Below are 23413 nucleotides of genomic sequence, written 5' to 3' on the forward strand. Positions count from 1 at the left end.
CAAAAAAGCACCGCGCCTTAGCGCGGTGCCCGGCCCAACCAGAGGATGGCATTTCAATGCCCGATCGACGGGCGGGAGGCTTACGCCTCTTTGTGGATCTCCACCGAATGTGGATAGGGGATCGACACGCCCTTGGCATCGAACGCCTCTTTCACCGCTTTGGTCACCTCGAATTTTACGTCCCAGTAATCCGCCGCGGCACACCACAGGCGCGCGGTCAGATCGACCGAGCTGTCCCCCAGATTGGTCACCCGCACCCAGGGCTCGGGATCGCTGTGAACACGTTCATCCGCCTTGGCAACGTCCAGAATGATCTGCATCGCCTCATCCGCGCTGTCGCCGTAATCAATGCCAAACACCAGATCGACACGCCGCGTATCATGGGCCGAGTAGTTGGTGATGATCGAGCCCCAGCTTTGTCCGTTAGGCACAATGATCTGCACATTGTCCGGTGTCACCAGTTCGGTGGTGAACAGGTTCAGGTCCTTCACCGTCCCCGCGGTGCCGCCAATATCGACATACTGGCCCAGCTTGTACGGACGGAACACCACCAGCATGACACCGGCGGCCAGATCGCTGAGAGTTCCCTGCATCGCCAGACCAATGGCCAGCGACGCGGCACCCAGAATGGCAACGATACTGGTGGCCTCGATTCCGAAAATCCCCAGAACGGCGACCAGAACCATCGCAAGGATCACCCATTTGACCAGACTTGCGGCGAAATTGCCCAGTGTCGGGTCAATCTGCGGGGCCGCGTTGATCCGGCGACGCACCAGTCCTCCGATCGCGCCGGCAACGATCCAGCCCAGGATCAGAACAACCAGCGCCTTGACCGCGCTCATGATCAGCGGTGCAAACGCATTCACCTGTGTTACGACTTCATCCACGCGTCTTTCCTTTCCACAACAATAAACCCGCGTCTTTCGCGCGGGATTTGCCGAAGTCTTAGCAAAAATGGAATCGTGGTCTAGGTGCCAGTTGCCCCGGTTTTCCCCGTTGATCGGCAGGCCCAACATGGCCGCCCCGCGTGCACGGGGGGCCATAATCCAGGTTGTGCCTTTTTAACCCGGCAGCATTCCGGTCAACACATAGCGCAGCACCTCAACCACCTGGCGCGGCTCTTCGGTTACGGCCAGCGCGGCGGCGTCGACCTCTTTCAGGGCGTGCTGGTGATCGGGGCCGTGAAGAACGATCAGCGACTTGCCCAGCGCCGCCGCATAGCCCGCGTCAAAGGCGGCATTCCACTGTTTGTACTTTTCGCCAAAGCGGACCACGACCACATCGGCATCCGCGATACCCTTGCGGGTGCGGATCGCGTTGACCATCGCGCCCTTGTGGTCATGCCAATACTTGTTCGGCTCGGCGCCCAGAATAGCAACGCCACAATCATCGCTTGCGGCGTGATCGGTGACCGGGCTGTTGAAGGTTATGTCCAACCCCTGCGCGCCGTCGATGATCTGTTCGCGCCAGTCAGTATGAATTTCGCCAGAGAGATAAACGTTCAGGCCCATGACAAACTCCGCTTGTGTTCCCAAGCTTACTTATGACGCAATCCAGGAAAGCCCAACGAAAAACGCGCCCGTAGGCGCGTTGATCTGTTTCCGGACATCAGGGTTTAGCCGCGCAGAACGCCACCGGTCGCTTTGGTGACCTTGGCGATGATCTTCTCGGCCACCGCTTCGATGTCTTTCTCCTTCAGCGTCTTGTCCGTTGGTTGCAGGCGTACGGTGATGGCCAGAGATTTCTTACCCTCACCCAGGCTGCCTCCGATGAATTCATCAAAGACGCGCACATCTTCGATCAGCGCCTTGTCGGCCCCCGCCGCAGCGTTAACCAGCGTCAGCGCCTCGACGCCTTCGTCGACGACAAAGGCAAAGTCACGCTCAACCGCTTGCAGATCGCGCAGTTCCAGCGCGGCACGGGTGGCACCGGATTTACGGGGCAGAGGCACCTCGTCCGGCCAGATGGTAAACGCCATTGCCGGGCCTTTGATGTCCATTGCCTGCAGGATGCGCGGGTGCAGTTCACCAAACACGCCCAGCACCTTCTTCGGGCCGAGGCAAATCTTGCCGTGACGGCCCGGATGCCACCAGGCATCCCCATCGCGCAGAACCTGCACCTTGGCGGGTGCGCCGATGGCGGCCAGCACAGCCTCGGCATCGGCCTTGGCGTCGAACACATCCACCGGGCGCGAGGCGCCGTGCACGTCCTTGGGACCGTTGCGACCGACCAAAAGGCCGGTGATCTGGGTTTTCTGATCGCCGGGCTCGCCGTCATGGAAGACCGGACCGACCTCGAACAGCGCCACATCTGCATAACCGCGCGCCTGATTGCGGGCGGCAGCCTGCAGCAGACCGGGCAGCAAATCGGGGCGCATATGACTCATCTCGGACGAGATCGGGTTTTCCAGCTGAGTCGCCGCGTCTCCGCCACCGAACAGCGCCGCCGAAGCCTGATCGATGAAGGTATACGAGACGCATTCGTTATACCCCAGCGCCGCGCAGGTACGGCGCGCCATGGACTGACGACGCTGCGTCGGGGTCATCACCGGTTTCGGGATACCCTCGGAAATACGCGGCAGCGGTTTGCCCTGCAGCTTGGTCAGGGATGCAATTCGCGCGACCTCTTCCACCAGATCGGCCTCACCCATGACATCCGGGCGCCAGCTGGGGACGTGGGCCATCTCACCTTCCAGACGGAAACCCAGACGGGTCAGGGTCTGGCGCTGTTCGCTTTCGGGGATATCCATGCCGACCAGGGACTGCACGCGCTCGGCGTCCAGCTTATAAGCGCGCGCGTGGTTCGGGGCTTTGCCTGCCTCAACCACTTTCGACACCTCGCCACCGCAGATATCCAGGATCATCTGCGTCGCCTGCTCCAGCCCTTCCAGTGTGTACTCCGGGTCCACGCCGCGTTCGAACCGATAGCGCGCGTCCGAGTTGATCTTGAGCGCACGACCGGTCAGCGCGATCTGCACATGATCCCAGAACGCGCTTTCAAGGAACACGTTCACCGTTTCCTCGGTACAGCCGGTTTCCTCGCCGCCCATGATACCGGCAATCGATTCCGGACCTCTGTCATCCGAGATAATCATCATGCCGGGCTGCAGGGTGTATTCTTTCTCGTCCAGCGCCACCAGCGTCTCGCCACCTTTCGCGCGGTGAACGCGCAGATTGCCTTGCACCTTGTCCGCATCGAACACGTGCAGCGGGCGGTTCTGGTCGAAGGTCATGTAGTTGGTGATATCCACCAAAGCCGAGATCGGACGCAGACCGATTGCCTTCAACTGATCCTGCAGCCATTGCGGGCTGGGGCCGTTCTTGACGCCCTTGATCAGACGGCCGGTGAAATGCGGCGCGCCATCCAGCGTATCTTCGTCAATCGTCACCTTGATCGGGCTTTCGAAATCGCCCGGCACCGGCACATAGTCACGCTCTTTCAACGTCCCCACACCTCGCGCCGCCAGATCGCGCGCAATGCCTGCCACGCCCAGCGCATCGGGACGGTTCGGCGTGATCGCGATTTCGATCATCGGATCGACCTTGGACGGGTCATTCTCGGCCAGCCAGTCGATGAACTTGTCACCCACCTCGCCCGACGGCAGCTCGATGATGCCGTCATGCTCGTCCGACAGTTCCAGCTCGCGCTCGGACGCCATCATGCCAAAGCTTTCGACGCCGCGGATCTTGCCGACGCTGATGGTCAGGTCCAGACCGGGGATATACATGCCGGGCTTGCAGACCACGACAGTGATGCCTTCACGCGCGTTCGGCGCTCCGCAGATGATCTGCAGCTCACCCTCATCTGTGTCCACCTTACAGACGCGCAGCTTGTCGGCGTCGGGGTGTTTCTCGGCGTGTTTCACATAGCCCAGCGTAAAATCCGCCAACCGGTCCGCCGGGTTCACGATCTCTTCGACCTCAAGCCCGAGATCGGTCAGCGCCTCGGCGATCTCATCAACCGAAGCGTCAGTGTCGAGGTGGTCTTTCAGCCAGGACAGAGTGAATTTCATTGCACGGGGCCTTTTTTGGCAGATATCCAGTCGGCACAGGCAATGGCAAAGATTGCGCCGGGGTGCAAGCGCTGCGCGTCACGGATAGGTGGGGGTGCGGCCCAAAAGCTCGTCCAATTGCCAGCCGATCCAGCCATGGGGGATGAAATGCCCGCCGGGATGGATATCCAGTACCACCTGCCCCTGCGCGCAATCGGTCCACTCCACACGGCTGAGCGTCAGGAACGGCTTCACGCTCCAATCGCCGCGCGGGGTAGCACCGTTGCAGCTGTATTTCTCGCGCCACAGCGCCACCGGATAGGTCGTATCGCCACCCGGCCCAAAGGGGAAATCCATCACCGTATCGTCCAGCCCATGCACATGGCGCACCTCGCGCGGGGCTTCGGGGCAGACTTCCGTCTGGCGGATACTGCCCGCAACGGCCAGCAGCGCCGCCGTGTCATTGCCCGACTGACAGACATAGCGCCACGCCATCGCGCCGCCAAAGGAATAGCCCGAGACATAGATGCGGTCCTTGTCTACCGGATAGCGTTTGGCGACATCCTCCAGCACCCGGTCGGCAAAAGGCACATCACCGGTATCCGCCGCCCAGAAGTTCCAGCTTTTGCCCAGCCCGTTCGGAGCCACCAGCAACACACCGCGCAGTTTCGTTGCCCCGGCGATACGTTCATGGTTCACCACAACGGTGCCCTGCCGCGACCAGCCATGGAAATGCAGCAACACCGGCAGAGGTGTTTGCCCGTCCCAGCCATCAGGTTCCAGCACGTGATAGGAACGGTCGCCCAACGGGCAGGCGGTATCGCCGTGGCAACTCGGGGCGGTCAGCGCGGGTGAGGCCATCAGCATCAGAATGAAAATCAGTCGGCATATCATAGGCCCGAGCCTACTGCCCCAACGCCCTCTGTCACGTCACATCCCCGTGGGGCGATGTAATAAGCCGCGATATCGCCAGACCGCGGGGTGGCGATCTGCCAGCTGTGCTGAGCACTTTATGCCTGCCAAATCCGTGTACTGTTCGAGCGTTGCGCTTGCGGAGACAAATCGCCGGCCCGTCCGGGCGGTGTCGTCCATTGGGCTCGAACCAATGGCGCCGCAATGAACGACCGATAGCGAGGCGGCCTATCGGCCTTTGCTCCGCAGTTATTTTTTGAACCGACCGATGAGTTTCTTGGTCCTCCAAAGCTGATTGCGTCGATCGCTTTCAACTTGGTCACGTTTCTCCCAGACCCGATGATGCGCCAGCATAAAGAGCCCCTGAAACGGAGACATCGCAAACAGGATCAAAACACTCATCCATCCCGGCAACACGCTGGCCAGCAAACAAAAAACAATAAACCAAGCAAATAGTAGGCCCGCACCAACCCACCTGCGGTTACGCCCAGAGAAGGCGTAGCACCAGTCGTAGTATTTCGAGAAATATACGCCGAGCAGATACACTTAACGGCTCAAACCACCATGCAGATTCGGCATATCCAGCGCGGCAAATCCATAGTGCCGCAACCACCGCAGGTCAGAATCAAAGAAAGCCCGCAAATCAGGAATGCCGTATTTCAGCATCGCCAGACGGTCGATGCCGATGCCAAAGGCAAAGCCCTGATAGACCTCGGGGTCGATGCCACCGGCGGCGATCACCTTGGGGTGGACCATGCCCGAGCCCAGAATCTCCATCCAGTCATCGCCCTCGCCGATCTTCAGCTGACCGTTGTCCCAGGAACAACGGATATCGACCTCGGCCGACGGCTCGGTGAAGGGGAAGTGCGAGGCGCGGAAGCGCAGTTCGACGTCGTCGACCTCGAAGAAAGCCTTCACGAACTCTTCCAGAACCCATTTCAGGTTCGCCATCGAGATATCCTTGTCGATGGCCAGCCCTTCGACCTGATGGAACATCGGCGTGTGGGTCTGATCATAGTCGGCGCGATACACGCCGCCCGGACAGATCACACGGATCGGCGCGCCCTGTTTCTCCATCGAGCGGATCTGCACCGGCGAGGTATGCGTCCTCAGCACATGCGGCGGGCGGTTGTCGCCCTCGGCGCGGTGCATGTAGAACGTATCCATCTCGGCCCGCGCGGGGTGGTGGCCGGGGATGTTCAGAGCGTCAAAGTTGTACCAGTCGTCTTCAATGCGCGGCCCTTCGGCCACCGAGAAGCCCAGTTCGGCAAAGATCGCGGTCAGTTCCTCGGTCGCCTGGCTGATCGGGTGGATCGAGCCCTGACGGCGCCCACGGGTCGGCAGGGTGACGTCCAGCCATTCGGTGCGCAGACGCTCATCCAGCGCGGCATCGGCCAAAGCGGCCTTTTTGGCGGACAGCGCCGAGTTGATCTCATCCTTCAGGGCGTTCAGCGCGGGGCCTGCGACCTGGCGTTCCTCGGGCGTCATTTTGCCCAGCTCGCGCATCTTCAGCGCGACCTCGCCTTTTTTGCCTACGGCGGCGACGCGGATCGCCTCAAGCGCGTTTTCGTCGCCGGCCTCGGCGATTTGGCCCAGATATTTTGCCTTAAGATCGTCCATGACGCCCTCTGAATTTGGTCGCCAACCTGCTATCGGCCCCGCCCCGCGATTGCAAGCGGGACCGGGCGGATCAATAGCTGTATTCGGGGAAAATCCGGGCCAGGTCGCCGTTCCAGTCGCCGTTGTAGTGTTCCAGCAACTCATCAGCCGGAACCTTGCCGGTCTCAAGACTGTCCTTCAGCGCGTTCAGGAAATGCGTCTCGTCCGGCACCAGACCACCGGCACCGGGGAAGGCGCGGGACTTCAGACCAGCCTCGGAGATCGCAACAACCTCACGCGCCAGATCATGCATGTTGATGTTGCCGACCTGCGCCTGCAGACCGTCTTTCGCAGCCTCGATCCTCAGGGCTTCGCGCGTTTCCGCATCCCAGCCTTTGACCAGATCCCACGCCGCATCCAGCGCGCCCTGATCATAGGTCAGGCCCACCCAAAAGGCAGGCAAAGCGCACAGCCGCCGCCACGGACCACCATCGGCTCCACGCATTTCCATGAACTTCTTGATCCGGGCCTCAGGGAAGGCGGTGGTCAGGTGATCGGCCCAGTCGGACAGGGTCGGCGTTTCACCCGGCAGCGCAGGCAGTTTGCCCTGCAGGAAGTCGCGGAACGACATGCCCAGTGCGTTGATGTATTCACCGTCGCGATAGACAAAATACATCGGCACATCGAGCGCGTATTGCACGTAGCGTTCGAACCCAAAGCCGTCTTCGAACACGAACGGCAGCATGCCCGTACGTGCATCATCCAGATGCCGCCAAATATAGCTGCGCCAGCTTTTCTGGCCGTTCACTTTACCTTCGAAGAACGGAGAATTCGCAAACAGCGCCGTCGCCACCGGCTGCAGGGCCAGCGCCACGCGCAGTTTCTGCACCATGTCGGCCTCGGACCCGAAGTCGATATTGACCTGAACGGTGCAGGTGCGCCGCATCATGGCGCGGCCCATGGTGCCGACCTTCTCCATGTAATCGTTCATCAGCCGATAGCGGCCCTTGGGCATCAACGGCATCTCATCATGGGTCCAGATCGGCGCCGCGCCCAGACCGATGAAGCCCACGCCGATCTCGTCGGCGATGTCCTTCACTTCGCGCAGGTGCGTGTTCACCTCGTCGCAGGTCTCGTGGATCGTTTCCAGCGGAGCGCCCGACAGTTCCAGCGCGCCACCGGGTTCGAGGCTGACATTGGCGCCGTCTTTTTCCAGACCGATCAGGTGGCCTGCCTCGCGCACTTCGGCCCAGCCATGGCGGTCGCGCAGGCCTTCGAGAACGGCAACGATGGACCGGGTGCCTTCAAACGGCAGTGGCTTCAGGGTGTCTTTGCAATAGCCGAACTTCTCATGCTCGGTCCCGATGCGCCAATCCTGCTTGGGCTTGCAGCCCGACTCCAGATATTCGGCCAATTGTTCGTGGCGTTCGATCGGCCCGCCGCCGGATTGGGGGATGGACATGAATCGCGCTCCGATCCTGATGTGTCTGTCTAGTTGGTCAGTCGTGGGGGCAAACCGCGCCAGTGTCAATGCAGCCTAAGGTGGGCAGGACGGGATGGCGTGCGTTCCCAGATCACCACCGGATGGGCCGCACCACCGTTCAGTTCCGCCAGCATCTGTTCGGTTTTCAGCCCCGGCAGGGCCGAGAACACATCGAACAGCGCCTCGGCCCCTTCGGCATTCACAGGAATGTGAAGCAACGGTTGGCCCGGCTGTTCCAGCACCCAATGCGCAGGCGACGCGGTTGGGTCCAGCGCCAGGCGTTCGATTTCACGCGTGGCGACCATGCCACCGTCCAGCGGGCCAAGATAGGTGATTTGCCCTTCATCGATCGTCACCACGCCGGGGCCTCCGACCCCCGTGCGGAACCTAGCGCGCTGAATGCCGATCACAGCGAGCGCCACAGACACAGCCACAAGCACCCAGCCCAGCCAGCCCAGCAGCCCGCCGGGGCCGCCGATCCAGCTGAGGCCAACCAGCAGCACAAGCCCGGCCACCAGCACTTCGCGCCAGCGCCATAGGGTCAGTTTGGCTTCGGGTCGGATGAAACTCATGCCGGGTCCTCGGGATTTGTGAACAGGATCAGCGAGAACTGCCCCGCAGGTTTGAATCCAATACCCATATAGGCACGCACGGCAGAATCGGAAGCCGCGAACAGAACCGCGCGGGACGCCTCGGCGTTGCGCGCCTCAACCAGATGCAGCGCAACCGCCAGCCGGGCATAGCCGCGCCCGCGCAGGTTGGGCGGGGTATAGACCCCTCCGATCTGAACAACTTCGGGCAGGCGGGCGTTGAACCCGGTCATCGCAACGGGCTGATCATCGACCAGCAGAACCCGGTGCGAACTACGCTCAACATAGTTCGCGATGTCCTTTTTCGCCTGCACCTGCGCCCGTTCGGGGGCGAAATCCATTGCCTCGACCAGATAGCTTTCGCGCCAGGCTTCGGGCACGGAACGATCAACATCGCCCAGCGGCACCAAGGTCGCGCCAATAGTGTCCGGCAGGACAAGGTCGTCCAATTGCAGGGTAAAGCCGGGCTCGTCACTGTTCAGGGTGGCGGGCCTGTCTTCCCAGCCAGCCAGTTGCATGATCCGGCGCGCCTGCGTGGCCTCGGATGCCACACCGAACAGTTTTCGACCCCGGATCAGGGCAATTGCCGCGGCGAGCTCGGCATCCGAGCAATCGGGACATTGCGCCAACACCATGCCTTCGTTTGTGATGGCGAAAACTGCACGCGGGCCATCGCCCAGCACCCAGATGTTTACTGATCGCGGATCATCGCCACGCAGGCCGAAATCGCGCAGATTGGCCAAAGGGAACATCGAGGTCTGGATGTGCTGCGACAGGAACATATCGATCCTTGGCACATCCGCATCCGTCGCCAGACGCCAATTCAAGACCAATCCCCCAGCGCCTGTTGCCACATGGTCAGCGATGCCACCGCCGCCGTATCTGCCCGCAGGATACGCGGGCCAAGACTGACCACATGCGCATAAGGCAGCGCCGTCAGCCGCGCGCGCTCACGGTCCGAGAAACCACCCTCGGGGCCGATCAGAATCGCCCAGGGCAGACCCTTTTCATTCGCAGCCAGACGCAGGGCCGAGCCGACCTCCGCCTCGTTGCAGAACATCAGCTGTCGTCCCTCGGGCCACGCGTCCAACACGCGGTCCAGCCGTTGCAGATCGGCGACCTCGGGCACGAAGGTGCCGCCGCATTGCTCGGCCGCCTCAACCGCATGGGCTTGCAGGCGGTCCTGCCGGATGCGTTCTGAATTGGTGAACTCGGTCTGCACCGGCATGATCCGCGCCGCGCCCATTTCCGCCGCCTTTTCAACAATGAAATCAGTGCGCGCCTTTTTGATAGGGGCAAACAGGAACCACAGATCAGGCGGCAGCTGCAGGGGTTTGGTCTGTTCCACACAGCTCAGAACGCCACCGCGCTTGCCCGCCTCGGCCACTTCAGCCAGCCACTCTCCGTCCTTGCCGTTGAACAGGGCGACATGGCCGCCCACACCCAGGCGCATGACACCGAACAGGTAATGGGCCTGCTCGCGCGTCAAATCTACCGATTGCCCCTGACCCAGAGGGTGCTCTACATACAGTCTGATCTTTGCACTCATGAGACGTTACATATGCAAGGCAACGCCCCAACACCAGACGGTCAGGTCGCAGATGCGGTCAGTGGCAACTGGGTCGACACACACGCGCCCGCTTTCGCCCGCCCCTACCTGCGGCTTTCCCGCGCGGACCGGCCCATCGGCACGTGGCTGCTGCTGATTCCCTGCTGGTGGGGTCTGGCGTTGGCGATCCTCAGCGACGGGAGCCCGCGGTGGGAGGACCTGTGGATCGCCGTCGGCTGCGCCATCGGAGCCTTCCTGATGCGCGGCGCGGGCTGCACGTGGAATGACATCACCGACCGCAAGTTCGACGGACAGGTGGAGCGCACACGGTCGCGTCCGATCCCGTCGGGTCAGGTCAGCGTGCGTCAGGCGGTGATCTGGATGGGCCTGCAATGCCTGCTGGCGCTGGGAATTCTGCTGAGCTTCAATCAGGCCGCCATCGCCATGGGCGTGCTGTCGCTGTTGCCGGTGACGATCTACCCCTATGCCAAGCGATTCACATGGTGGCCGCAGGTGTTTCTGGGGCTGGCCTTCAACTGGGGCATCCTGCTGGCCTGGGCGGCGCATACGGGCACGGTCGGCGTGCCTGCGATCACGCTCTATCTGGCAGGCATCGCCTGGACGCTATTCTATGACACGATCTATGCGCATCAGGACGCCGAGGACGACGAACTGATCGGCATCAAGTCCACTGCTCGGCTGTTTGGCACCGATACCGCACGCTGGCTGAAATACTTCCTTGTGGCCACGGTGTTCCTGATGGGGCTGGCGATCATCGACGGGGCGTTGGCGCGGGCCTCGGTTCTGGCTCTGGCCGTTGCCTTGGGCGGGCCGTGGGCGATGGGCTGGCACATGGCGTGGCAGTTGCGCGGACTGGATATCGAGGACAACGCGAAACTGCTGCAACTGTTCCGCGCCAACCGCGACACAGGCCTTATTCCGCTGATCTTCCTCTGCGTCGCGCTGCTGCTCTGATTGCACCTGCCCGCGCGCCTCTGTAAGAGTTCGCTCAATCGCTTGAGGAGTCGATAACCCGCACATGCGTTTGCCCTATTTCTTAGCCGTTGCCCTTATCTTCCTCGTATCGGCGGGCCTGTGCCTGCTGGCCGCCAGCTTTGCGGTGACCAAGGTCGAAGAAACGTCCGAGTTTGCCGTACGCCGGGCGTTGGACCTGAAAGGGCATGACTGGGCCGAGGTGCATTCGGACGGTTTGCGCGTCGTGCTGACGGGAACCGCCACCGATGAGGCGACCCGCTTCAACGCGCTGACCGCAGCGGGCACCGAGGTCGACACCTCGCGCCTGATCGACCAGATGCAGGTGGCCCCGACAACCGAACTGGCCGCGCCCCGGTTCTCAGCCGAGATTCTGCGCAATGACAGCGGCATTTCGGTGATCGGCCTGATCCCGGCCAGCGAAAACCGCGAGGCACTGATGGAACGGCTGAGCGATCTGGACGGTGGCGCCCCTGTTTCCGATCTGATGGAAACCGCCGACTACCCCAAGCCCAAAGGCTGGGACGCCGCAATCACCTATGCCGTTGACGCGTTGACACGCCTGCCGCGTGCCAAAATCTCGGCCAGCCCCGGGTTGGTCAAGATCACCGCGATTGCCGACAGCCAGCAGGAAAAGGAAAAGCTGGAGCAGGACCTGACCCGCGCCGCGCCGCCAAGCCTGCGGATCGGCCTGTCGATCTCGGCCCCGCGCCCGGTGATCACGCCTTTTACCCTGCGCTTTCTGATCGACGAGGATGGCGGCCAGTTCGATGCCTGCTCGGCACAGGACGAGAAAGCGCGCGAAGCGATCGTCGCCGCCGCGCAAGAGGCGGGCATGACCGGCCCCTATAGCTGCACCATCGGGCTGGGCGTGCCGTCACCCCGCTGGTCAGAGGCCGCCGCGCTGAGCATCAACGCGCTGGCGGAACTGGGCGGCGGTTCGGTGACCATGTCGGACGCGGATATCACGCTGGCCGCGGCAGAAGGCACCGAAGCCGGGACATTCGATCGTGTCGTGGGTGAGCTGGAGAACGCCCTGCCCGCGGTCTTTGCCCTGCACGCCATCCTGCCGCCGCCCGAAACCGAGGGCGAAGAAGGCCCCCCCGAATTCAATGCCACGCGCAGTCCGGAAGGGCTGGTGCAGATGCGCGGGCGTCTGGGCGACGAGACCCAGCGCGACATGGTCGACAGCTATGCCCGCGCCGCCTTTGGCTCGGAACAGGTTCACATCGCGACCCGCATCGCACCCGACGGCCTGCCGATGGGCTGGCCGGTGCGGATTCTGACCGGGCTTGAGGCGCTGGCCCAACTGCATAACGGCGCTTTGACGGTCACGCCGGATGATCTGGTCCTGAACGGAATCAGCCATGACCCCGAAACGAAGGCACAGATCGCCGGTCTGTTGTCCGAGAAACTGGGCGATGCGCAGGAATTCACCCTGTCCATCACCTATCAGGAACCGCCCGAACCCGCCGACAAGCTGCCCGACCCCGAGGTCTGCGAAGAGCGCATCGCCGAGGTTCAAGCCAGCACCAAGATCGCGTTCGAGCCCGGCTCGGCCACCGTCGCCGCCGATTCGCGCGATACGGTGAACCAGATTGCCGACATCCTGCGCGAATGCGGACCGATCCGGTTGGAGATTCAGGGTCACACCGACAGTCAGGGCCGCGAAGAGATGAACCAGCAGCTCAGCCAGGCGCGGGCACAATCCATCCTGAACGAGCTGCGCGGGCGCCGCGTGCCCACCGCCAGCTTTACCGCCGTGGGCTATGGGGAATCGCAACCGATTGCGGACAACGACACCGAAGAAGGCCGCGAGGAAAACCGCAGGATCGAGTTCCGCCTGATCCGGCCCGAGCCGGTGGAAAACACCGAAACCGGGCTGGACGCGATCGAGGCAGAATCGATCGAGGCCGAACAGACGGACACACCCGCCTCAGATGCGGATGCAGGGGACCAGTAAAGTGAACAGAATCGAATTCATCATCGCCACCGCCATCATCCTGTTCGCGGCGTTCTGCATGGGCTGGTTCGCCAACTGGCTGGCGCATCGCCTGTCACGCGTCCGCCAAAGCGACGTGGCCGATCTGGACCGCATGAGCCAGGAATTGCACGAGGCCGAGGAAACCCGCGATCAGGCGATCACCTACCTGCAACAGCGCGAGGCCGAACTGACCAATCAACTGACCCAGACCGAGGCCGAACTGGCCGCCGCAATGGATGGCCTGCGCGCCGCCCGGCAAGAGGCCGAGGAACTGCGCGGCCGCATCAATAACGCGGACTAAGACCGCGGCTCGAGTACGTGCCCGTGGTCTGCCAGCGTCTTTCTTGGAAACTCGCCTTTGACCTCGTTTATGTCTATGTCGTTGACCATTCGGCCATCACCGAACCCGCCCAGTAGCATGAGGTACTTGTCTGCCACCCTGCGGGTGAACAACTCGTTGCTCTCAAATTTCTTGGTGCCAAATTTGAAAGCTTCATACTCGAGTTCTTTTTTGCTCATGTCTTTTTGAACAAACTCATGGAACCGGTCAAAAGCATCCACAAATGCAGCATAGTTGGCCACGGTTATACTGGCCCCCAAGGAATTCAACGCGCGACGCGTGTATTGATCATAGGGTGAGAACTCCCAAGGGTTTTTGCAGAACAGGAATTTCGAGACCATCGAAACAGGTCTGCCGTAAGTAAGGCCGTCCGGTTGCGACTCGGTAATTCGCAAACTGTCAATTTCTGCTTGGAACCCAGGCCGCTTGATTGCTTCTCGATCTGCATAGTTTTCAGCAATAGAACCGAGCCGCTTTAGAAGTTGTCGCCGACTCTCCGGACACGCTTTGGCATTCCGCCTGAGTTGCCAGACTTTTAGGAATTGTGCGAAATCGCCGTTGCCTGTTTCGGACTTCGAACTGATCGCTTTCTGCAAGGTTATTTCGTCAGAAAACCATGCGCGGCTCGCTTCGAAACACGCCAGAACCAAACGGTTCTCGGGGGCATAAAATGTCATCAATGATCTCTCCAAAAGCTACACGATACGTAGTTTTGGAGAAGCTGCAATGGAGTATCCTATCTCTTCACCACCGGGTCAGCGCGTCTTCGTCCTCGTCCTTGGCGGCCACCCATTCCTCACCGGATTTGGTGATTTCCTTCTTCCAGAACGGCGCGCGGGATTTCAGGTAGTCCATCAGATATTCCGCCGCCCCGAACGCGTCCTTGCGATGCGGTGCAGCCGTGGCCACCATCATGATCCGATCCCCCGGCGCCAGCCGCCCGTGGCGGTGGATCACCAGCACATCCCCCAGAGACCAGCGTGATTGCGCCTCTTCGGCGATCTTGGTCAGCGCGCGTTCCGTCATGCCGGGGTAATGCTCGATCTCCATCACATCCAGATCACCCGAAGCCAGATCGCGCACGACGCCGGTGAAGGTCACGATCGCCCCGTTGGCCGCGTTGCCTGCCGCGAATGCGTTGGCTTCGGCCCCCAGATCAAACGCTTCTTCCTGAACAGCGATACGCATCTCAGCCACCTGTCATCGGCGGGAAGAACGCAACCTCGCGCACGCCCGCCAACGAGGCGTCAAAGTCCGAAAGTTCCTGATCCAGCGCCACCCGCAGGGCGGACAGATCAGCAAAAGCCGCGGCATAGCGGTCCTCGCGCGCGCTAAGCTCGGCCACCAGATCATTGACCGTCGCGGCCTGTGTTTCGACCTTTTCCTTCGGCAGGCCAATGCGTTCGCGCACCCAAGCGAAATATAGCACGTCCATCGGTTAGCTCTCCTTCAGATGGGGCATGGCTTTACGTAGGTAGTCATAGCCGGTGATCAATGTCAGCGTGGCGGCAATCCACAGCAGCCACAGGCCGATGCGGCCCGACCAGAACATCCCTTCCAGATGCCAGCGGATGTGGTTCAGGTCCTCGACCTGCCCGGTCAGAACCTGATCAATGACCGTAGGGTCCATCCCAAAGGTGGCCATGACAAAATTATGCTCGAAGATCCCCTGCGAGAACAGAACCGCGATGGCAACCATCTGCGCGGTCGTCTTCCACTTGGCCAGTTTGGTCACCTTCAGCGTTCCCGCCGTATCGCCCAGATATTCACGCAGGCCCGAGACGAAAACCTCACGGAACAGAATCACGGTGGCGGGCAGCACCAGCCAGGGCGTCCAATGCTCGGTCGAATAGCCCACAAGGATCATCAGCGCGATCACCACCATCGCCTTGTCGGCAATCGGGTCCATCATCGCGCCAATCTTGGTTTCCTGTTTCCATGCACGGGCCAGATAGCCGTCGAACCAGTCGGTGATCGCTGCTGTCAGGAACAGGATCAGCGCGAACCAGTCGGCATAGGGGCGGGTGAAATACAGAAACATTACGGCCAGGCCGGGGGCGGCCAGCAGGCGCAGCACGGTCAGGATATTGGGCAGGTTCCACTTCATGCACCGACCCTACATCGCCGGTCCGGGACAGGAAAGACGGGGCGGCAAAAAACTGACCCGATCACAGGCGGTTGCAGGGCCAAAAGGCAAAGGGTCGCAACCGGGAACTCTCAGCCAGATACTGCTTGGCGCGCGGCGTCTTTGCGGTCAGATTGGCGGGCGGCTCAGGAGCACCAAAACGCCATGACCGCACATATTCAAACCGACCCCCGATCCAACCTGATCGGCGGTGCATGGATGATTACCGGAATGGCGCTGTTCGCGCTGGAAGACGCACTGTTGAAGGGCGCTTCTGCCGCGTTGCCGATCTGGCAGATTCTGGTTCTGTTCGGCGCCGGTGGAACGGTGATCTTTGCGGCGGTGGCCGTGTTGCGGGGCACGAATCTGTTTCACAGGGATGTGCTGTCCCGCCCGATGAAGGTGCGGGTCCTGTTCGAGATTCTGGGGCGGCTGTTCTATGTGCTGGCGATCACGCTGACGCCCTTGTCTGCGGCAACCGTGATCCTGCAGGCCACGCCTCTGGTCGTGGTCGCAGGCGCGGCGCTGTTCTTTGGCGAGGCCGTCGGCTGGCGCCGCTGGAGCGCCATTCTGATCGGCCTGATCGGCGTGGTGATCATTGTCCAACCGACCGGAGACAGTTTCTCGGCCCTGTCGATCCTTGCGGTGTTGGGGATGCTGGGCTTTGCCGGGCGCGATCTGGCCAGCCGCGCTGCGCCCGCAACACTGGGGACCGAGGTGCTGGGGTTCTACGGCTTCCTCTGCATCGTTGTTGCCGGGCTGGCCTATCGGTTCTGGGAGGGCACACCGATGGCACCGCTGGACCTGCACACAAGCCTGCATGTGGGCGGGGCGATCCTGATGGGCACGGCGGCGTACGCAGCGCTGATGAAAGCCATGCGGACCGGCGAGGTCTCGGCCGTCACGCCCTTCCGCTATTCGCGGCTGTTGTTTGGTGTCGGTCTAGGCGTGGTGATGTTTGGCGAGCAGCTGGACCAGACCATGTGGATCGGCAGCGCGCTGATCGTGGCCTCGGGACTGTATATCCTATGGCGCGGACGACAGGCCTAGCCCTTGTCGTGAAAGAAATCATAGACCTTCTGCGCCAACCCGGCTGAGATCCCATCGACCGCTTTCAAGTCGGCCAGATTGGCGCGACTGACCGCTTTGGCGCTGCCGAAATGGGCCAGCAGGGCACGTTTGCGCGCCGCGCCCACACCGGGGATTTCATCCAATGGCGTCGCGCCCACGGCCTTGGCCCGTTTGGCGCGGTGGGTGCCAATGGCGAACCGGTGCGCCTCGTCCCGCAGGCGCTGGATGAAGTACAGCACGGGATCGTTGCGTTTCAGCGCAAAGGGGTGCTGACCGATGCGGTGGAATTCCTCCTTGCCGTGGTCGCGGTCGACGCCTTTAGCAACGCCGACCATCGGGATGTCTTCGACCCCGTACTGCGCCATGATCTCATGCACCGCGCTCACCTGCCCGGCACCGCCGTCGATCAGCAGAAGGTCAGGCCACATGCCCTTGTCGCGTTCCGGGTCTTCCTTTTGCAGGCGGGTGAAACGGCGGGTCAGGACCTCTTTCATCATGCCGAAATCGTCACCGGGGGTCAGGTCGTCGCCGCGGATATTGAACTTGCGGTAGGCGTTTTTCATGAACCCGTCTGGGCCCGCCACGATCATGCCCCCGACCGCATTGGTGCCCTGAATATGGCTGTTGTCATAAACTTCGATCCGGGCCGGAGGCGCATCAAGGTCGAACGCTTCGGCCACACCGCGCAGCAGCTTGGCCTGCGTGGCGCTTTCCGACATGCGCCGTGCAAGCGATTCCCGCGCGTTGCGCAGGGCACCGGCGACCAGCTCCTGTTTTTCGCCACGCTGGGGCACAAGGATTTCGACCTTGCGGCCTGCCTTCTCGGACAGAGCCTCTTGCATCAGATCGGCGTTTTCGATCCCGTCCGACAAGATCAACTGCCGCGGCGGTTCCTTGTTGTCGTAGAACTGGCCCAGAAAGGCCTCCATCACCTCGGCCGGGGACACATCCGCCCCGACCCGAGGATAGAAATCCTTGTTCCCCCAATTCTGGTTGGCCCGGATAAAGAACACCTGAACGCAGGCCTGTCCGCTATCCATATAGAGGCCGATCACATCCGCCTCGGCCACGCTGCGCGGGTTGATGCCCTGGCTGGTCTGCACCTGCGTCAGCGCCCGGATTCGGTCGCGCAGACCGGCGGCGCGTTCGAACTCCATCGCCTCAGACGCCGCCATCATCTGTTCGGCCAGATCCTCCTGCACCTTGGTCGAGCGGCCCGACAGGAACCGTTCGGCGTCGCGGACGCTTTCGCGATACCCTTCTTCCGAGATCAGCCCGACACACGGCCCCGAGCACCGTTTGATCTGATAGAGCAGACAGGGCCGTGTGCGGCTATCGAACATCGAATCCGAGCAGTTGCGCAGCAAGAACGCCTTCTGCAGCTGGTTCAGGGTCCGGTTCACGGCACCGGCGCTGGCGAAGGGGCCGAAATAGGCCCCCTTTTCCTTCTTCGCGCCACGATGTTTCTTGATCTGCGGATAGGCATGATCCTTGGCGACCAGAATATTCGGAAAGCTCTTATCGTCACGCAGCAGCACGTTGTACTTGGGCTTGAGCTGCTTGATCAGGTTCTGCTCCAGCAGCAGCGCCTCGGTCTCAGTCCGCGTGGTCAGGAACATCATCGAAGCGGTCGAGACGATCATTTTCTCGATCCGACCGGAATGGCCGGGGCGCGTATAGTTCGACACCCGCGCCTTCAGATTTCGCGCTTTGCCGACATACAGAACCCGGCTGTCCGCATCCAACATCCGGTACACACCGGGCGAGCTGTCCAGCGTTTTCACATAGCGCTGGATGCAGGCATAGCCGGTGGGCTGAATGTCCGGATTTGATTCGTCCTGGGTCGTCATGGGCCTGAGATATGATTCCCTGACAATGGCTGCAATCTTGAGGCCCCCAGATCAAGAGAAAACAAATCCACGGTTTCTGTGGATAACTATGCAGATAAGTTTCCGGGGATGGCGAAATTCCCTTGTATACTTATGGATTCAATGAGTTGCACAAAAATTAGGCACATATTTAAGCTGTTGTTTTTAGGCTATTTTATTTTGTGCACAAGACAAGCATATGAAAAAAAAGACAATTTTGTAACGGGCAGGTAACGCGAACGTGAGCAGTGCAAAACTTGCAGCAAATTTACCTATTCTACCCCCAGAACATCCGGCGTTTGCCAGCCCAGATGCTGCCCGCCATCCACGCATAAAAGCTGGCCGGTAACCGCGTGCGCATCCAGAAAATACCCCAGCGCGGCAGTGATATCCGAGGGGTTCGCGCCACGCTCCAGAACCGTGTTGGCGCGCTGTGCCTTGAAGTGATCTTCGGATTGCCGGTGCCCCTGAATCGTCGGTCCCGGCCCAATCGCGTTGACGCGGATCGCAGGGGTCAAGGCCTGCGCGGCGGTACGGGTCAGTGCCCACAGGCCCATCTTGGCGATGGTGTAGGACATGAACTCGGGCGTCAGCTTGCGCACCCGCATATCGACCATGTTGACGATCAGCCCGGTGGCGACGGGTTCGCCCGCCTCATCCGTGCCGGGCGCCAGCCCTTGTGCTGCCATGGCCTGCGTCAAGACGAAGGGCGCGCGCAGGTTGCTGTCCATATGCCGGTCCCAGCTTTGCCGAGTGGCGGTGCTGATGTTGTCGTATTCAAAGATCGAGGCGTTGTTGACCAGACAGGTGACCGGCCCACCCAGTGCCTCGGCTGCGCGGGGCAGCAGATCGCTGACCTGTGCCTCATCCAGCAGATCGGCCTGCAACGCCACCGCCTTGCGGCCCAGGGCCTGAACTTCGGTCACGGTCTCCTGCGCGGGCTGTTCCGAGGTGGCGTAATGCACGGCGACGTCATAGCCGCGGCGGGCCAGATACAGCGCCATGGCCCGGCCAAGGCGAATTCCGGCACCGGTCACTAACGCTCGGGTCATGGGTGTTCCCTCTCAGTCAAATCACGCCAGCAATGCGATGACGTAGACCGCGTATAACAGCGTCAACACAACGCCCCAGATGCGCGTGATGTCCTGCTTGAAAAACACGAACGGGATCAACAGCAGCGAAGCGCCCAGCATGACCCACAGGTCGAACCGCAAGAATTCCGGGTCAACGGGAATCGGCCCGACTAGCGTGGCAATCCCGACGATGGCCAGCAGGTTGAACATGTTCGACCCGATCACATTGCCCAACGCCACATCGGCCTGTCGCCGCAGCGCAGCCATCACCGTGGTTGCCAGTTCCGGCAAAGAGGTCCCGACCGCAATCAGCGTCAGGCCGATCACCGTTTCGCTGACGCCATAGGTGCGGGCGATCACCGTGGCGTATTCGACCAGCAGATGCGCGCCCATCGGCAGGCCGATCAGGCCCAGCACCAGATAGATCGAAATCTTCCAGTAGGCCATGTTGGGGTCGGCCTCTTCCAGGCCCTCCAAATCCTCATCATCGGCGCAGGCCTGACCGCAGGCTTTGCGGTGCGCATACGCCTCGCGAAAGGCGTTCCACAGGATCAGACCCAATGCCGTCAGCAGAATCGCCCCGCTGAACAGGGTGAACACGCCGCAGAAGGCCAGCCCGATGAACAGGACCGAGGCCATCAGCATGAACACATAGTTCCTGCGGCTGTTGCATTCGCTGGTGTGCAGCGTCGACAGCAGGGCCGGAACGCCCAGAACCAGCAGGATATTCGCCGTATTCGACCCGACCACGTTACCCAGGGCGATCCCCGGCGCGTTTTCCTTGATCGCGCTGATGGCGATCAAAAGCTCGGGCGCCGATGTACCAAAGGCCACGATTGTCAGACTGACGATCAGCGCAGGCACGCCCAGACGCAGGCTCAGGTTTACCGCGCCGCGCACCAGCGCGTCACCCGCCAGCAGCAGGATCAACAGACCAAGGCCGGATAACAGCCATGCCGTCATGTACGGCCTCCTTTTTCGCAGGCACACGGGCCTTTGCCGATCCTGAACCGCCCGCAGCGCGGACATCTTGAGGATTGCAGCCGTTTCTGCCCCGGAAAGCGCAGCTTGCCGAACATCGCCAGCACGCCCATGGCGATCAGGAAAAGGGTGACAATCTTGATAATCACGTCACAAACCGAAACGCGCGTAAGCAGCACGCTCCTCAAGCCCGGCGATGGCATCCTGCGCCAGCGACGCTCCGAACCGTGACCAGATCGGCTTGCGCAGCCCGTAGCGGCGGAACTTGACCTTGTCGCCAAAGCGGTCCTGCATCTTCGGTTTCAGATGCGCGATGCCGTCGATCAGGCCCAGTTCCTGCGCCCGCCGGGCCAGCCAGATTTCCCCTGTGAACAGGTCCTGGCTTTCGTCCAGCTTGCCGCTGCGCCGGGTTTTGACATGGGTGATGAAGTTCTCGTGGATATCGGCCAGCAGGCGTTCCAGCCGTTCGACATCCTCTTTCTTTTCCGGCGCAAACGGGTCGAGCATGGATTTCGACTGCCCCGCCGTGTGCACGCGCCGCTCGATCCCCTGCCGCTTCAGCAGGACATGGGCGCCAAAGCCGGACGAAATCACCCCGATCGAGCCCAATACCGAACTGTCATCGGCATAAATCTCATCCGCCGCAGCTGCCAGCCAGTACCCGCCCGAGGCTGCCACATCCTCGACAAATGCGATGACGGGGACATTCAGTTCATCAGACAGACGCCGGATTCGCGCGCCGATCAACGAGCTTTGCACTGGTGAGCCGCCGGGCGAGTTGACCTCAAGCGCGACGGCGGCGGGTTTGCCCTTGCGAAAGGCTTTCTCAAGCACCGGGGCCAGCGTGGTGTCGGACATCGACCCACGCCCGGCCATTCCGATGGCACCGGACAGGCGCACAACGGCCACGCAGGGTTGCTTTTTAAGAAACGGCAGGCTGAGTTTCATGGAAGCCGATGTAGAGTGCACCCAACCGGTAAACAAGGGACCGTTTGGCCGATAGTTGTGACGTGAACACATTTCCCAAGGTCAGTGGGCAAAAATGCAACGCCTGATACAACCTAGCTGCGAATGCGCCAGCCGGTTTTGAAGATCCACCAGATAATGCCCAGACACAGGCCGGTAAACGCTACAATGGCTAACAAGCTGAACCCGATTGGCACATCCGCCAACCCGTAGAACGACCATCGAAACCCCGAGATCAGATAGACCACAGGGTTGAACAAGGTGATGGTCTGCCATACTGGCGGCAGCATGGACACGGAATAGAAAGTCCCGCCCAGAAAGATCAGCGGCGTCACCACCAGTTGCGGCACCAGCGACATCTGTTCAAAGTTGCTGGCCCAGATGCCGATGATGAACCCCAGCAGCGAAAAGCTGAGGCAGGTCAGGATCAGGAACGCCGCCATCGCAAACGGGTGTTCGATGCGTAAATCCACAAAAAATGAGGCTGTTGCGAGGATCACCAGCCCCACAAACAGCGCCTTGGTCGCCGCCGCGCCGACATAGCCGATCACGATCTCGATAAAGTTCACCGGGGCCGAGAGCAGTTCGTAGATCGTGCCCAGAAACTTGGGGAAATAGATGCCGAAGGATGCGTTGGAAATCGCCAGCATCACCACCGACAGCATGATCAGCCCCGGCACGATGAAGGCGCCATAGGACACGCCCTCGACCTCTTGAATACGGCTGCCAATGGCGGTGCCGAACACCACGAAATACAGCGAGGTCGACAGGACCGGAGACAGAAAGCTCTGCGCCAATGTGCGGAAGAACCGGGCCATTTCGAACCGGTAGATGGCGGCGATGGCGGACCAGTTCATGCGGGCTCTCCGGACACCAGATTGACGAATATCTCTTCCAGACTCGACTGGCGGGTTTGCACGTCGCGCAACACCAGCCCGGCCTGCGCCACGTCATTCAGCAATGTGGTGATGCCGGTGCGGTCGGCATGAGTGTCATAGGTATAGACCAGCGCATCCCCATTGCCATTCAGCGCCAGATTATGCGCCGCCAGACTGTCCGGGATGGCCTGGATCGGGTCGGCCAGCATCACCTCAAGCTGTTTCTTGCCCATCTGCGCCATCAGCGTGTCCTTGTCCTGCACCAGCAGCAGTTCACCCTTGTCGATGACACCGACGCGGTCGGCGATGGCCTCAGCTTCTTCGATATAATGGGTGGTCAGGATGATGGTGACGCCAGCCCGTTTCAGCTCGGCCACGATCTCCCACATATCCTTGCGCAATTCGACATCGACGCCAGCGGTGGGCTCGTCCAGAAACAGCACGCGCGGCTCGTGCGCAAGTGCCTTGGCGATCAGCACCCGGCGCTTCATGCCACCCGACAGTTCCTTGATCGCGTTCTTGCGTTTGTCCCAAAGGGACAGCTTGCGCAGAACATCCTCGATCATGGCGTTGTCACGGCCCAGCCCGAACAGCCCGCGCGACAGCCGCACCGTGTTCCAGACCTTTTCGAAGGGCTCCAGCGCGATCTCCTGCGGCACGAGACCGATCATACGGCGCGCGGCGCGAAAGTCGGCCTGGATGTCATGGCCACCCACCGTCACCGAACCCGAGGTCGGCGTGGTGATCCCGCAAATGGTCGAGATCAGCGTCGTCTTGCCCGCTCCGTTCGGGCCAAGCAGCGCCAGAATCTCCCCCTGCTCGATGTCCAGAGAAATGCCTTTCAGCGCCTCAAACCCGTCGGCATAGGATTTGCGCAGATCTTTGATCGAAAGAATGGTCGTCATGCAAGTTCCCTGTTCTGGCGGCGACCCTACCCCGGCCCACCGGCGCAGAACAGGCCAATTTCGCACAAGGCCCTGCGCTTTTTTGCGGGTTTGACCTCTGGCCTT

General features: G+C 61.3%; 25 protein-coding genes. 4 read left to right on the forward strand and 21 right to left on the reverse strand.

All coding sequences use genetic code 11. The features are described 5' to 3' along the window. Positions 1-80 precede the first annotated feature (80 nt). The 10 genes from ACR0NT_RS18785 to ACR0NT_RS18830 all read right to left on the reverse strand — a co-directional run bounded on the left by ACR0NT_RS18785 (position 81) and on the right by ACR0NT_RS18830 (position 10124). Complete coding sequence (locus ACR0NT_RS18785; protein WP_480443503.1) at positions 81-842, reverse strand: mechanosensitive ion channel family protein; 762 nt, start codon at positions 840-842, stop codon at positions 81-83. 219 nt (positions 843-1061) lie between these two features. Beyond that, positions 1062-1511, reverse strand: a complete 450-nt coding sequence (locus tag ACR0NT_RS18790; protein ID WP_170446365.1) for a YtoQ family protein — start codon at positions 1509-1511, stop codon at positions 1062-1064. Positions 1512-1615: 104 nt separating this feature from the next. Further along, entirely contained in the window at positions 1616-4012 is a 2397-nt protein-coding gene (gene pheT, locus ACR0NT_RS18795; protein WP_170446367.1) for a phenylalanine--tRNA ligase subunit beta, read from the reverse strand. 78 nt (positions 4013-4090) lie between these two features. After that, positions 4091-4885 carry an alpha/beta hydrolase family protein gene (locus tag ACR0NT_RS18800; protein ID WP_170673639.1) on the reverse strand — a complete coding sequence of 265 codons (795 nt, stop codon included), beginning with the start codon at positions 4883-4885 and terminating at the stop codon, positions 4091-4093. 267 nt (positions 4886-5152) lie between these two features. After that, the gene (locus ACR0NT_RS18805) at positions 5153-5449 is read right to left on the reverse strand and encodes a hypothetical protein (RefSeq protein ID WP_170673642.1); all 297 of its coding nucleotides are present in this window, start codon (positions 5447-5449) and stop codon (positions 5153-5155) included. Beyond that, entirely contained in the window at positions 5450-6523 is a 1074-nt protein-coding gene (gene pheS, locus ACR0NT_RS18810) for a phenylalanine--tRNA ligase subunit alpha (protein ID WP_170673645.1), read from the reverse strand. It abuts the gene before it with no gap. Positions 6524-6593: 70 nt separating this feature from the next. Further along, entirely contained in the window at positions 6594-7964 is a 1371-nt protein-coding gene (locus ACR0NT_RS18815; protein WP_170673648.1) for a glutamate--cysteine ligase, read from the reverse strand. Between the two features lie 65 nt (positions 7965-8029). After that, complete coding sequence (locus ACR0NT_RS18820) at positions 8030-8557, reverse strand: hypothetical protein (protein WP_170446376.1); 528 nt, start codon at positions 8555-8557, stop codon at positions 8030-8032. Continuing rightward, positions 8554-9402 (reverse strand): GNAT family N-acetyltransferase, encoded by an 849-nt coding sequence (locus ACR0NT_RS18825; RefSeq protein ID WP_480443494.1) that lies wholly within the window; start codon positions 9400-9402, stop codon positions 8554-8556. Before ACR0NT_RS18825 ends, ACR0NT_RS18820 begins: the two co-directional genes overlap by 4 nt. Beyond that, the gene (locus ACR0NT_RS18830; RefSeq protein WP_170673651.1) at positions 9399-10124 is read right to left on the reverse strand and encodes a 16S rRNA (uracil(1498)-N(3))-methyltransferase; all 726 of its coding nucleotides are present in this window, start codon (positions 10122-10124) and stop codon (positions 9399-9401) included. Before ACR0NT_RS18830 ends, ACR0NT_RS18825 begins: the two co-directional genes overlap by 4 nt. 12 nt (positions 10125-10136) lie before the next feature. On the opposite strand from ACR0NT_RS18830, the gene ubiA reads away from it, so the two are divergent. The 3 genes from ubiA to ACR0NT_RS18845 all read left to right on the forward strand — a co-directional run bounded on the left by ubiA (position 10137) and on the right by ACR0NT_RS18845 (position 13402). After that, positions 10137-11099: a 4-hydroxybenzoate octaprenyltransferase gene (ubiA, locus tag ACR0NT_RS18835; RefSeq protein ID WP_170446380.1), complete on the forward strand. Its 963-nt coding sequence runs from the start codon at positions 10137-10139 to the stop codon at positions 11097-11099. 64 nt (positions 11100-11163) lie between these two features. Further along, positions 11164-13080, forward strand: a complete 1917-nt coding sequence (locus ACR0NT_RS18840) for an OmpA family protein (protein WP_170673654.1) — start codon at positions 11164-11166, stop codon at positions 13078-13080. Position 13081: 1 nt separating this feature from the next. Beyond that, entirely contained in the window at positions 13082-13402 is a 321-nt protein-coding gene (locus ACR0NT_RS18845) for a hypothetical protein (RefSeq protein ID WP_170446384.1), read from the forward strand. On the opposite strand, the gene ACR0NT_RS18850 is transcribed toward ACR0NT_RS18845, so the two are convergent. From ACR0NT_RS18850 to pgsA, 4 genes are all read right to left on the reverse strand, one after another. Beyond that, positions 13399-14118: a hypothetical protein gene (locus tag ACR0NT_RS18850; RefSeq protein ID WP_170673657.1), complete on the reverse strand. Its 720-nt coding sequence runs from the start codon at positions 14116-14118 to the stop codon at positions 13399-13401. The two genes, ACR0NT_RS18845 and ACR0NT_RS18850, sit on opposite strands and share 4 nt — an antisense overlap. 67 nt (positions 14119-14185) lie before the next feature. Then, entirely contained in the window at positions 14186-14629 is a 444-nt protein-coding gene (locus ACR0NT_RS18855; protein WP_170673660.1) for a molybdopterin synthase catalytic subunit, read from the reverse strand. A 1-nt stretch (position 14630) separates the two neighbouring features. After that, entirely contained in the window at positions 14631-14876 is a 246-nt protein-coding gene (gene moaD, locus ACR0NT_RS18860; protein ID WP_170673663.1) for a molybdopterin converting factor subunit 1, read from the reverse strand. 3 nt (positions 14877-14879) lie between these two features. Continuing rightward, positions 14880-15548, reverse strand: a complete 669-nt coding sequence (pgsA, locus tag ACR0NT_RS18865) for a CDP-diacylglycerol--glycerol-3-phosphate 3-phosphatidyltransferase (protein ID WP_170327279.1) — start codon at positions 15546-15548, stop codon at positions 14880-14882. Positions 15549-15731: 183 nt separating this feature from the next. Between pgsA and ACR0NT_RS18870 the strand changes: the two genes are divergently transcribed. Next, a complete protein-coding gene (locus ACR0NT_RS18870) occupies positions 15732-16616 on the forward strand; it encodes a DMT family transporter (protein ID WP_170673667.1) in 885 nt (294 codons plus the stop codon). On the opposite strand, the gene uvrC is transcribed toward ACR0NT_RS18870, so the two are convergent. From uvrC to ACR0NT_RS18905, 7 genes are all read right to left on the reverse strand, one after another. Further along, on the reverse strand, positions 16613-18487 hold the full coding sequence (uvrC, locus tag ACR0NT_RS18875) for an excinuclease ABC subunit UvrC (protein ID WP_170673670.1): 1875 nt from the start codon (positions 18485-18487) through the stop codon (positions 16613-16615). The two genes, ACR0NT_RS18870 and uvrC, sit on opposite strands and share 4 nt — an antisense overlap. Before the next feature lie 290 nt (positions 18488-18777). Then, positions 18778-19557, reverse strand: coding sequence for an SDR family oxidoreductase (locus tag ACR0NT_RS18880; protein ID WP_170673673.1), 780 nt, complete (start codon positions 19555-19557; stop codon positions 18778-18780). Positions 19558-19578: 21 nt separating this feature from the next. Next, positions 19579-20541, reverse strand: coding sequence for a calcium/sodium antiporter (locus ACR0NT_RS18885; protein ID WP_170673676.1), 963 nt, complete (start codon positions 20539-20541; stop codon positions 19579-19581). Next, positions 20538-20708, reverse strand: a complete 171-nt coding sequence (locus tag ACR0NT_RS18890) for a hypothetical protein (RefSeq protein ID WP_170446400.1) — start codon at positions 20706-20708, stop codon at positions 20538-20540. The genes ACR0NT_RS18885 and ACR0NT_RS18890 overlap by 4 nt, the downstream gene beginning before the upstream one ends. Position 20709: 1 nt before the next feature. Next, a complete protein-coding gene (locus ACR0NT_RS18895; protein WP_170673680.1) occupies positions 20710-21507 on the reverse strand; it encodes a S49 family peptidase in 798 nt (265 codons plus the stop codon). 113 nt (positions 21508-21620) lie between these two features. Next, the gene (locus ACR0NT_RS18900; RefSeq protein WP_170673683.1) at positions 21621-22382 is read right to left on the reverse strand and encodes an ABC transporter permease; all 762 of its coding nucleotides are present in this window, start codon (positions 22380-22382) and stop codon (positions 21621-21623) included. Next, positions 22379-23308, reverse strand: a complete 930-nt coding sequence (locus ACR0NT_RS18905) for an ABC transporter ATP-binding protein (RefSeq protein WP_170673685.1) — start codon at positions 23306-23308, stop codon at positions 22379-22381. Before ACR0NT_RS18905 ends, ACR0NT_RS18900 begins: the two co-directional genes overlap by 4 nt. Positions 23309-23413: the final 105 nt, after the last annotated feature.

Source organism: Ruegeria sp. AB10 (assembly GCF_056542745.1).

Excerpts from the sequence above, each read along its gene's own strand:
- ACR0NT_RS18900 (WP_170673683.1), bottom strand. The coding sequence starts at position 22,382 with ATGAACTGGTCCGCCATCGCCGCCATCTACCGGTTCGAAATGGCCCGG.
- pgsA (WP_170327279.1), bottom strand. The coding sequence starts at position 15,548 with ATGAAGTGGAACCTGCCCAATATCCTGACCGTGCTGCGCCTGCTGGCC.
- ACR0NT_RS18850 (WP_170673657.1), bottom strand. The coding sequence starts at position 14,118 with ATGACATTTTATGCCCCCGAGAACCGTTTGGTTCTGGCGTGTTTCGAA.
- uvrC (WP_170673670.1), bottom strand. The coding sequence starts at position 18,487 with ATGACGACCCAGGACGAATCAAATCCGGACATTCAGCCCACCGGCTAT.
- ACR0NT_RS18815 (WP_170673648.1), bottom strand. The coding sequence starts at position 7,964 with ATGTCCATCCCCCAATCCGGCGGCGGGCCGATCGAACGCCACGAACAA.
- ACR0NT_RS18880 (WP_170673673.1), bottom strand. The coding sequence starts at position 19,557 with ATGACCCGAGCGTTAGTGACCGGTGCCGGAATTCGCCTTGGCCGGGCC.
- ACR0NT_RS18895 (WP_170673680.1), bottom strand. The coding sequence starts at position 21,507 with ATGAAACTCAGCCTGCCGTTTCTTAAAAAGCAACCCTGCGTGGCCGTT.
- pheT (WP_170446367.1), bottom strand. The coding sequence starts at position 4,012 with ATGAAATTCACTCTGTCCTGGCTGAAAGACCACCTCGACACTGACGCT.
- ACR0NT_RS18885 (WP_170673676.1), bottom strand. The coding sequence starts at position 20,541 with ATGACGGCATGGCTGTTATCCGGCCTTGGTCTGTTGATCCTGCTGCTG.
- ubiA (WP_170446380.1), top strand. The coding sequence starts at position 10,137 with ATGCAAGGCAACGCCCCAACACCAGACGGTCAGGTCGCAGATGCGGTC.
- pheS (WP_170673645.1), bottom strand. The coding sequence starts at position 6,523 with ATGGACGATCTTAAGGCAAAATATCTGGGCCAAATCGCCGAGGCCGGC.
- ACR0NT_RS18830 (WP_170673651.1), bottom strand. The coding sequence starts at position 10,124 with ATGAGTGCAAAGATCAGACTGTATGTAGAGCACCCTCTGGGTCAGGGG.
- ACR0NT_RS18790 (WP_170446365.1), bottom strand. The coding sequence starts at position 1,511 with ATGGGCCTGAACGTTTATCTCTCTGGCGAAATTCATACTGACTGGCGC.
- ACR0NT_RS18870 (WP_170673667.1), top strand. The coding sequence starts at position 15,732 with ATGACCGCACATATTCAAACCGACCCCCGATCCAACCTGATCGGCGGT.
- ACR0NT_RS18905 (WP_170673685.1), bottom strand. The coding sequence starts at position 23,308 with ATGACGACCATTCTTTCGATCAAAGATCTGCGCAAATCCTATGCCGAC.
- ACR0NT_RS18840 (WP_170673654.1), top strand. The coding sequence starts at position 11,164 with ATGCGTTTGCCCTATTTCTTAGCCGTTGCCCTTATCTTCCTCGTATCG.
- ACR0NT_RS18820 (WP_170446376.1), bottom strand. The coding sequence starts at position 8,557 with ATGAGTTTCATCCGACCCGAAGCCAAACTGACCCTATGGCGCTGGCGC.
- ACR0NT_RS18855 (WP_170673660.1), bottom strand. The coding sequence starts at position 14,629 with ATGCGTATCGCTGTTCAGGAAGAAGCGTTTGATCTGGGGGCCGAAGCC.
- ACR0NT_RS18785 (WP_480443503.1), bottom strand. The coding sequence starts at position 842 with ATGAGCGCGGTCAAGGCGCTGGTTGTTCTGATCCTGGGCTGGATCGTT.
- ACR0NT_RS18800 (WP_170673639.1), bottom strand. The coding sequence starts at position 4,885 with ATGATATGCCGACTGATTTTCATTCTGATGCTGATGGCCTCACCCGCG.
- moaD (WP_170673663.1), bottom strand. The coding sequence starts at position 14,876 with ATGGACGTGCTATATTTCGCTTGGGTGCGCGAACGCATTGGCCTGCCG.